The organism is Mycolicibacterium arseniciresistens (assembly GCF_030519285.1).
Taxonomy (GTDB): domain Bacteria; phylum Actinomycetota; class Actinomycetes; order Mycobacteriales; family Mycobacteriaceae; genus Mycobacterium; species Mycobacterium arseniciresistens.
The window spans coordinates 1-8,479 of record NZ_JAUMSQ010000137.1 but is presented as its reverse complement, the minus strand read 5'-3'; the positions used below and the strand labels follow the sequence as shown (position 1 = coordinate 8,479).

General features: G+C 71.4%; 10 protein-coding genes. 6 read left to right on the top strand and 4 right to left on the bottom strand.

Features of this window, described 5'->3' with window-relative positions:
• Nucleotides 1-73 precede the first annotated feature (73 nt).
• The 3 genes from Q2100_RS17710 to yaaA are packed head-to-tail and all read left to right on the top strand — an operon-like array spanning nucleotide 74 to nucleotide 2,522.
• Nucleotides 74-1,210 carry an alkaline phosphatase family protein gene (locus Q2100_RS17710; protein WP_302915120.1) on the top strand — a complete coding sequence of 379 codons (1,137 nt, stop codon included), beginning with the start codon at nucleotides 74-76 and terminating at the stop codon, nucleotides 1,208-1,210.
• 51 nt (nucleotides 1,211-1,261) lie between these two features.
• On the top strand, nucleotides 1,262-1,741 hold the full coding sequence (locus tag Q2100_RS17705) for an MSMEG_6728 family protein (RefSeq protein WP_302915119.1): 480 nt from the start codon (nucleotides 1,262-1,264) through the stop codon (nucleotides 1,739-1,741).
• Between the two features lie 34 nt (nucleotides 1,742-1,775).
• Nucleotides 1,776-2,522 (top strand): peroxide stress protein YaaA, encoded by a 747-nt coding sequence (yaaA, locus tag Q2100_RS17700; RefSeq protein ID WP_302915118.1) that lies wholly within the window; start codon nucleotides 1,776-1,778, stop codon nucleotides 2,520-2,522.
• Nucleotides 2,523-2,526: 4 nt separating this feature from the next.
• Here the strand turns inward: yaaA and Q2100_RS17695 are convergent, their stop codons facing one another.
• Genes Q2100_RS17695 through Q2100_RS17685 form a run of 3 tightly spaced genes read right to left on the bottom strand, consistent with a single transcriptional unit; the run spans nucleotide 2,527 to nucleotide 4,965 of the window.
• Complete coding sequence (locus Q2100_RS17695) at nucleotides 2,527-3,243, bottom strand: phytanoyl-CoA dioxygenase family protein (RefSeq protein WP_302915117.1); 717 nt, start codon at nucleotides 3,241-3,243, stop codon at nucleotides 2,527-2,529.
• Between the two features lie 53 nt (nucleotides 3,244-3,296).
• Nucleotides 3,297-3,659, bottom strand: a complete 363-nt coding sequence (locus tag Q2100_RS17690) for a VOC family protein (protein ID WP_302915116.1) — start codon at nucleotides 3,657-3,659, stop codon at nucleotides 3,297-3,299.
• Nucleotides 3,660-3,702: 43 nt separating this feature from the next.
• The gene (locus Q2100_RS17685) at nucleotides 3,703-4,965 is read right to left on the bottom strand and encodes an amidohydrolase family protein (protein WP_264014194.1); all 1,263 of its coding nucleotides are present in this window, start codon (nucleotides 4,963-4,965) and stop codon (nucleotides 3,703-3,705) included.
• A gap of 25 nt (nucleotides 4,966-4,990) precedes the next feature.
• Between Q2100_RS17685 and Q2100_RS17680 the strand changes: the two genes are divergently transcribed.
• Both Q2100_RS17680 and Q2100_RS17675 read left to right on the top strand, forming a co-directional pair.
• Nucleotides 4,991-5,821 carry an AraC family transcriptional regulator gene (locus tag Q2100_RS17680; RefSeq protein WP_264014193.1) on the top strand — a complete coding sequence of 277 codons (831 nt, stop codon included), beginning with the start codon at nucleotides 4,991-4,993 and terminating at the stop codon, nucleotides 5,819-5,821.
• Nucleotides 5,818-6,486: a (2Fe-2S)-binding protein gene (locus tag Q2100_RS17675; protein WP_302915115.1), complete on the top strand. Its 669-nt coding sequence runs from the start codon at nucleotides 5,818-5,820 to the stop codon at nucleotides 6,484-6,486. Before Q2100_RS17680 ends, Q2100_RS17675 begins: the two co-directional genes overlap by 4 nt.
• Here the strand turns inward: Q2100_RS17675 and Q2100_RS17670 are convergent.
• Nucleotides 6,483-7,688: an enhanced intracellular survival protein Eis gene (locus tag Q2100_RS17670; RefSeq protein WP_302915114.1), complete on the bottom strand. Its 1,206-nt coding sequence runs from the start codon at nucleotides 7,686-7,688 to the stop codon at nucleotides 6,483-6,485. The genes Q2100_RS17675 and Q2100_RS17670 overlap by 4 nt on opposite strands.
• A gap of 101 nt (nucleotides 7,689-7,789) precedes the next feature.
• Between Q2100_RS17670 and Q2100_RS17665 the strand changes: the two genes are divergently transcribed.
• Nucleotides 7,790-8,479, top strand: a 690-nt coding sequence (locus tag Q2100_RS17665; RefSeq protein ID WP_302915113.1) for a pyridoxal phosphate-dependent decarboxylase family protein, incomplete at its 3' end; no start/stop codon positions are given.

Sequence of the window (8,479 nt, the reverse complement as noted above, 5' to 3'; positions counted from 1 at the left end):
GCCGCCGCCCGCACCTGTGGTCGCCGCATAACACCGTCGCCCGGGCCGGTCCTGCTGTGGCAGGCTCACCGACGTGGACCTGCCGCGACCGGACCCGGCCCGCGCGCACCTCGCCGACGTGGTGCCCTCGGTCCTGGCGGCGATGAACGTCGCCGGCTTCGACCGCCGGATACCGCTGCCGCATGATGTGGCCGGTGCCTGCGTCCTGCTGATCGACGGCCTCGGCGCCGACCTGCTGGACGCCCACGCCGCCGATGCGCCCGTCCTCGCCGGCCTGCGCGGCCCCACTCTGGACGTCGGATTCCCGTCCACCACGGTGGCCGGGCTGGCCGCGGTGGGCACCGGGGTGCAATCCGGTGAACACGGGCTGGTCGGCTACTCGTTCGGGGTGCCGCACGTCGGTCTGATCAATCCGTTGCGGTGGCGCGTGCACCCATGGGGCGCCGACCTGCGCGACGAGGTGCCGCCGGAGCAGTTGCAGCCGATGGCGACGACGTTCGAGCGCGCCGCGGCGGCCGGGTTCGCGGTGAGCGTGGTCTCCGCCGCGCAGTTCACCCACTCCGGGATGACGCGCGCAGTGCTGCGCGGCGGGCGGTACGTCGGCGTGCACGGTCTCGGTGATCTCGCCGCGGGCATTCAGCGGGCCGTCGCCGACGGCGGGTTCTGCTACGGCTATCACGGCGACCTCGACCTGATCGGCCACCTGCACGGCCCGGGCTCGACGGCATGGCGGATGCAACTGCGGCAGGTCGATCGCCTGGTCGAGTCGGTGGTCGAGGCCTTGCCGCCCGGGGGGCTGCTCGCTGTGGTCGCCGACCACGGCATGGTGCGGGTCGACCCGGCCGACGTCGTCGACGTCGATGCCACCGTGTCGCTGCTCGACGGCGTCTCGGCCGTCGGCGGTGAGGCGCGGGCGCGGCACGTCTACGTGCGCGACGGGGCGGCCGACACGGTGACGGCGGCGTGGCGCGAGACGCTGGGCCACCGGGCATGGGTGGTGACGCGTGACGAGGCGGTCGACGCCGGCTGGTTCGGTGACCGTGTGGCCGACGCTGTGCGGCCACGCATCGGTGACGTCGTCGCCGCGGCGCGCGGCGATGCGGCGATCGTGCGGCGCACAGCCGAGCCCATGGAGTCATCGCTCGTCGGCCAGCACGGCTCGCTCACTCAGGCAGAACAGCGGGTGCCACTGCTGCTGGCGGTCGGCTGAGCCATCGCCGGGGGCGTGTCGGCCGTCCGCCCACCGGGTATGCGCGCGGCCGTGCAGACGTTTCTGCCCTACCCGGGGTTCGCCGAGTCCGCAGCGGTGCTCGACGCGCGCCGCCTGGGCAAACAACGGGTGGAGACCATTCAGGTGCTGCGCGCACTCACCGTGCCGGGCTACGGCTGGCGGCGGCACCCCGCAGCCGCGATGTGGGCCGGCTACGAGGAAGCGCTGGTGCGCTACGGCCTCGACGTCTGTGCGCAGTGGTGCCTGTTGGGCCACGCCGACACGTGTGCCGGCACGCTGGGCTCGGATCTCGCCGCGACCACCGGGCTGGCCGTCGTCCGGAGCCAGGCCGAGCTCGCCACCGCCGGCGAGCTCCCGCCCTGGCTCGGCGACGAGGACGTCCACCGCAGCCACCAGTCCGCCCTGGTGCGCAAGGACCCCGCGCACTACCGCGCGCACTTCGCCGACGTGCCCGACGACCTGCCCTATGTCTGGCCGGACTCCGGCCGGGCCCGCCGTATCCCGTTGTGAGGATGGCCCCGAGGGTGTTGTTAACGTCTGCGCTGTGATCGTGCTGCTGCCGCCGTCGGAGACGAAACGAGCAGGCGGCGACGGACCACCGTTGCGGCTCGAGACACTGCGCTCCCCCGAGCTGACCACGGCGCGCCGTGAACTCGTCGATGACCTGGTGGCGCTGGCGGCGGACCGCACCGCATCCCGGTCCGCCCTGGGTCTCTCGGCGAAGCAGGACGCCGAGATCGACCGCAACGCGGCGTTGTACACCGCCCCCACCCTGCCCACCCTTGCGCGTTACACAGGCGTGCTCTACGACGCATTGGACATCGGATCGCTCAGCGGCGCAGCGGCTTCGAGAGCTCATGCGCGGCTGACGGTCGGGTCGGCGCTGTTCGGTCTGCTACGCGCCGACGACCAGGTGCCGGCCTACCGGCTGTCGGCAGACTCGAAGCTGCCGGGCCGCGCCACCCTGGCAGCGCACTGGCGGCCGTCACTGGAACCGCTGCTGGCCGAGCTCGCCGCCGACGACCTCGTCGTCGATCTGCGGTCGGGATCATATGCGGCGCTTGGGCGGCTGCCCGGCGCGGTGCGGGTGGACGTCGTCTCCGAGCGCGCGGACGGCCGGCGCTCGGTGGTCAGCCATTTCAACAAGGCACACAAGGGCCGGCTCGCGCGCGTCCTGAGCGGTAGCAGGGCAGAGCCCGACGACGCCGGGAAGGTGGCGGCCGTGGCCAGGCGCGCCGGTATGCGGGTCGAGCGCCACGACAACGATCTGACGGTGGTCATCGCCGCCTGAGACGTCAGTCCCAGACCCGGGCCAGCGCCGGCTCCGTGCCCGGGGTGAGCGGCCGGGTCAGCATGACGGGCGCCTGGGCCATGAATCGCGGTGTGATGCCGCGGTGTTCGTCGGCGGCGTGCACGGTGAACGGGTGCACCAGGTACATGTCGCCGGGCTTGCCGGTCGCATAGCCGACCGGACATCGCTCGCTCGCCTCGTCGACGAGCGGGGCCGAGTCCTCGAAGGAGGATCGGCGGTCCCCCAGCGCGGCGGCCACCCTGCGGTGTGAGCCGATCCGGATGCGCGTCGGTGCGTCGTCGGGCCCCACGTCGGAGAGCAACGTCAGCAGCAGCAGGGTGTGCGGTCTCCCACTGACCGCCCACGATCCGTCCGGCGCCGGGGTGTTGGCGTCGATGTGCCAGCCGCGGTCCTCCGCCGGCGGCTGCGCCGGAAAGCGGACGGGGATGTTGCCGAGCGCCCCCCGCGGTAGCCAGCCACCGCGGCCGCAGACGAGGTCCAGTGCGTCGGCGAGGCGGGGGCTGCGCGAGATCTCGCCGAACGGACCGTGACCGGTGAGATCGGCCGCCCATTTCACCGGCGCGTTCCAGTTCTCGGGTTCATCCGGTGAGAGTCCGATCTGCCGCCACAGCAAGTCCCTTGCGGCGTCGGCGGTTTCGCGTCGAGCCGCCCCGGCGAGCCTGGCGAAGCCGTCGCGGATGAATTCGTCGACGTCGAGCACGTGTCACAGGGTGCCGCACCGAATACCGGTCCGGCCACCCATTTTCGACCGATCTACTCGGTGATGCCCCAGACCAGGCAGAACGTGTGTCCGGCCGGGTCCCGGTACACCCGGAAGTCCTTTCCTTCCACTCCCACCTCGGTCGCGCCGAGCGCGAGCACCTGTCGTTGCGCATCGTCGACGTCATCGACCTCGATGTCGAGATGGAACTGCTGTGAGCCGCTCGGATCCGGGAACTCGGGTGGCTCGTGTTCGGGTGAGAGTTGGAAGGCCAGCCGCCGGCCGGACCGCTCGGTGAGCACGATGAAGTCCTCGTCCTCCGCCTCGATGTCTCCGCCGAGCACACCGGCGTAGAACTCGGCGAGCGCCTGCGGGTCCTTGGTGTCGACGACAACAGAGCGCAGTTTCCCGATCATGATCGTCGGGTTTCCGGTGGAGCGGTGCGCCAAACGCGAGCCGTCAGGCCTTGGCGAGCTGCTTCTGCTCGTAGAGCCGCGCCCATTCCTTGCGCGGCCGGATCGACACGTCGACGTCCGCGCCCTTGGCGCGCAGGGCACCGACCTTCGCCTCGTCGCGGGGGGTCAGCTTGAACGGATCCCAGCCGAAGAACCGGCAGCTGTTCTGCCAGGTGATCTTGTCGATGTCGGTGTCGTCGGCGCCCGCCGCGAGCAGTTCGGCGTGCACCTGCTCGGGTGCGTCGGGCCAGAAGCAGTCCGAGTGCGGGTAGTCGCACTCCCACGCGATGATGTCGATGCCGATCTCGTGGCGCAGCTTGAGCGAGGTCTTGTCGGTGACGTAGCAGGCCAGGGAGTGTTCGCGGAACACGTCGCTGGGCAGCTTGTCGCCGAAGTCGCGACGCAGCCACTTCTGGTTCGTGTAGTGCCGGTCGCTGCGATCCAGGTAGAACGGGATCCAGCCGATCCCGCCCTCGGAGAACGCGAACTTCAGGTCCGGGTAGTTACGCATCGCGGGTCCCCACAGCAGGTCCTGTGCGCACATCGCCGACACCTGGGTGGCCAGGATGATCAAGTTGTCGATCGGCGCGTTCGGCGCCATGCTGATCGCCCCGAACCCCGTGCCGATGTGCAGGCACATCACCACGTTCTCCTCGGACAGGGTGCGGAACACCGGGCCCCAGTAGTCCTCGTCGTGGTAACTGGGCAGCCCCTCGAGATGCGGCAGTTCCGGCATCGTCACGGCCCGGCAACCCTTCGCCGCGACGCGGCGGATCTCGTTGCACATCGCTTCGGGGTTCCACGTCGGCAGCACCGCGATCGGGATGAACCGGTCGGGGTAGCTGCCCGCCCACTCGTCGATGTGCCAGTCGTTGTAGGCCGACACCATCACCAGCGTGACGTCTTCGCGGTGCATGTTCAGATGGCGCGCCGAGAAGCCGGTGAAGGTCGGGAAGCACATCGAGGCGAGGATGCCGTTGCGGTTCATGTCGCGGACGCGTTCGTGGACGTCGTAGACCCCGGGCCGCATCTCGGCGAAGCCGGCGGGGTCACGGCCCCACTCCTCGGGCGGCCACGACACCACCGCGTTGAGCCCGCTGACCCCCTGCGGCCTGCCCTGATACATCCACTGGTCGACGCCCTTGTCGTCGGTCACCACGATCGGCGCCTCGGCCTTGTACTTGGCCGGCACGTGGTTGAGGAACATGTCGGGCGGTTCCACCACGTGGTCGTCGATGCTCACCAGGATCAGGTCGTCGGTGTTCATGACTCAACTAGTACCCTCGGAAACCGTGACCGTCTCTGCGCGTCCGGCCACACGTTTGGCCGTACCGGCCAATATCGGCCATGTCGACCTGCGCCGCGGCGGCCGCGCCCTCGGTGGCAGTTACCTGTACGAGGGCGAGAAGCTGGTCACCGGCTGGCACTCGCACGACGTCCACCAGATCGAGTACGCGACCGGCGGCGTCGTCGAGGTGGAGACCGCGGCCGGACATCACCTGGTCCCGCCGCAGCAGGCGGCGTGGCTGCCCGCCGGCCTGGAGCACCAGACGACGATGAGCCCCGCCGTGCGCACCGTCGCGGTGATGTTCGACCCGCAGCTCGTCGCGGGCGGCGGGGACCGGGCCCGGATCCTGGCGGTGTCCCCGCTGATCCGCGAGATGATGCTCTACGCCCTGCGATGGCCGATCGGCCGAGCGGACGGCGATCCGGTCTCCGACGGGTTCTTCCGCACGCTCGGGCACCTGGTGTCCGACGCGCTCGACCACGAGACGCCGCTGAGCCTGCCGACGTCGGACCATCCGATCGTCGCCGCGGCGATGGCCTACACCAAGGAGCATCTGCAGTCGGTGACCGCCGAGCAGGTCAGCCGCGCCGTCGCGGTGTCCGAGCGGACGTTGCGGCGGCAGTTCCAGGACGAACTCGGGCTGAGCTGGCGAACCTATCTGCTGCACGCGCGGATGCTGCGGGCGATGGCCCTGCTGGCGTCTCCCGGGCAGTCGGTGCAGGAGACCGCGTCGGCCGTCGGCTTCGACAGCCTGAGTTCGTTCACCCGCGCGTTCACCCAGTTCTGTGGCGAGACGCCGTCGTCGTACCGCCGACGGGCCGCCCCGACAGCGTGAACATCAGCGCAGCGCTCGCCGACATCTCGTCCTACGGAATGTTCTTCACGCTCGAGGTGGGCGACCGGGACGCCACGCAAGGCTGGCGGCCGATCGCCGACTGCTACCGGGACGGCTGCGCCGACCTCGTCGACCTGACCGTCACCCGGTACCGCACCGACGACCGCCGGGTCGGCGCGTCGCTGGTCCACCTCGGCCACGCCGCCCGGTTGTGGTCGCCCGTGCTGGCGTGTGTGGTCGCCCACGGCGTGCTGCCCGACCTGATGTCACTGCAGCGCGCCCGCAACGGCTCGCAGTTGCGTCTCACCGACCCCGCCGGGGAGTCATACGGCACGCAGGACTGCTCCCCCGCCCGGCTGTACGACACCGTGGTCCGCGGCCAGCTGGAGCGGCTTGCGGCGGGTATGCCGGAACGCCTCGCGCCCGGACTGCTGCGCGGCAACATCGCGTCCGCGCTCGTGGGCAGTGCCGCCGCGTTGGCCGCGGCACGGCCGGACCTGCGCCGCCCGGTCGTCGCGTTGACGGCCGCGCTCCTGGAATCCACACCGTTGGCAGGGTCGGGGCGGTTCAGCGCCGGGGACATGAGGTTCCGGCGCCGGAGCTGCTGTCTGTTCTACCGCGCGCCGGCCGGCTCGATGTGTGGCGACTGCTCGCTGCGCGGTTAGAAGCCGAAGCCGAGTTCGGCGGGCGCGTCGCCGGCGAAAGCGGTGTCGAATCGGCGCAACAACTCGATGTCGCTGCAGCGCAGCCGATTCGCGCCCGCGAACGTCGACGCGCGATGGGTGCCGAGATACAGGCTGCCCAGCACGTCGAGGTCGGTGTGCACCTGCGCCGGTGCGTCCGTCGGCGCGCACCGGGCGCTGCCGGCGCGGATGTCCAGCGCGAATCGTCCGCCGTCGCCGCGGAATCCGTCGTCGACCTGTAGCACCGTGGAGATGTCGCCCCGATACGCGCGCGCCTCGAGCGCCTCCGGGACGTCCATGATGCGCACCCAGAGGTCGTCGGCCGCCGCGGTGGTGCGCACCAGTCGGGCGTCGGTGAACAGGTGCGGCAACGGGTCACCGGGCGGCGACCCGATGACGATCCGCTCGATCAGGTCGAGCCCGCACAGCGCCCGCCACAGCGCCACATGCGCGTCGCTGGTGACCGCCCGCAACTCCGACACCTGCGCGGTGGTGGGACCGTCCCGCTGCACCCGGTACAACGCGTAACCGTCCGGGTGCAGGAACGCGAACCACTTCGACGCCCCGTGCCGGGACTCCTCGCGGTCGGCCAGCAGCTCGTCCCACAGCGGGGCGGGACGCAACAGCCCGCCGGGGGTGCGCCGTCGCCACCGGTCGTAGATCGCGGCGAAGTCGTCGCGGTGCCCGGCCGGGTCGACCACCCGGACGCCACCCGGGTCGGGGACCGCGGCGTGGAAGCGGGCGAAGCGCCGGTCGACGGACAGTTCGCGCTCGATCGTCGCCGGGCCATAGCCGAACCGGCCGTAGATGCCACCCTCGCTGGCCGTCAGCGCCGCCAGTGGGTAGCCCGCGTCGGCGATCCGGCGGTGCAGTTCCTCGTACATCGACCGCAGCAGCCCCCGCCTGCGGTGTGTCGGCGCGACGGCCACCCAGCTGATGCCGGCGGTGGGCAGCACCTGTCCCCCGGGGACGGTGAGCCGAAGGTCCAGATAGATCGACTGGGCCACGACGTCGGCGCCGTCGTCCACCACCACCGCACCATCGGAGGGGACCAGGTGCCGCCACGCGGAGACCGCGTCGGTGTGTGAGTGCTCGCCGAAGGCGGCGGCGCCCAGCAGGGACATCGCCCGCCAGTCGTCCTCGACGACCGTGCGAGGCACCGGCGGTCCGGCGGTGTCGCTCATGATGTTCGACAGTGCCACACCGCCGTCCGTGGCCGCACCTCATTTTCGCCGGGTGAGTGCGAACCACGTTGTCAATGAACGGCATTGAGTAGGGTCATGCCATGCCCGACCGAACCGCCGGACTGAACGCCGCGGTGCGGCATGCGACGGAGTTCCTCGCCGGACTCGACGCGCGGCCGGTCGGCGCCCGATCGCCGGCAGCCGCAGTGCGCGACATTCTGGGCGGACCACTGCCCGAGCACGGTGAGCACCCCGACGCCGTGATCGACGCCCTCGCGGTCGGCGCCGAACCCGGTCTGGTCGCCAGCGCCGGGCCACGGCACTTCGGCTTCGTCGTCGGTGGAGCTGTGCCCGCAGCGCTGGCAGCGGACTGGCTGGTGTCGGCGTGGGACCAGTGCGCGGCATTCCACGCACTGTCGCCGGCGGGCTCGGCGATCGAGGACATCGCCGCGGCGTGGGCGCTGGACCTGCTGGGCCTGCCTGCCGGCGCCAGCGTCGGGTTCGTCACCGGTGGGCAGGCGGCGAACACCACCTGTCTGGCCGCCGCCCGGCACGCGGTGCTGGCCCGCGTCGGCTGGGACGTCGAGGAGCGCGGCCTGATCGGGGCGCCGGCGCTGCGGGTGTTCTGCGGGGAGCAGGCGCACGTCACCATTCACACCGCGCTGCGCCTCCTTGGCCTCGGCGCCGGCACCGCGACCAGAGTGCGTGCCGACGGTCAGGGCCGGCTCGATCCGGAAGCGCTCGACCATGCGCTGTCGCGCGCCGACGGCCCGGCGATCGTGTGCGCGCAG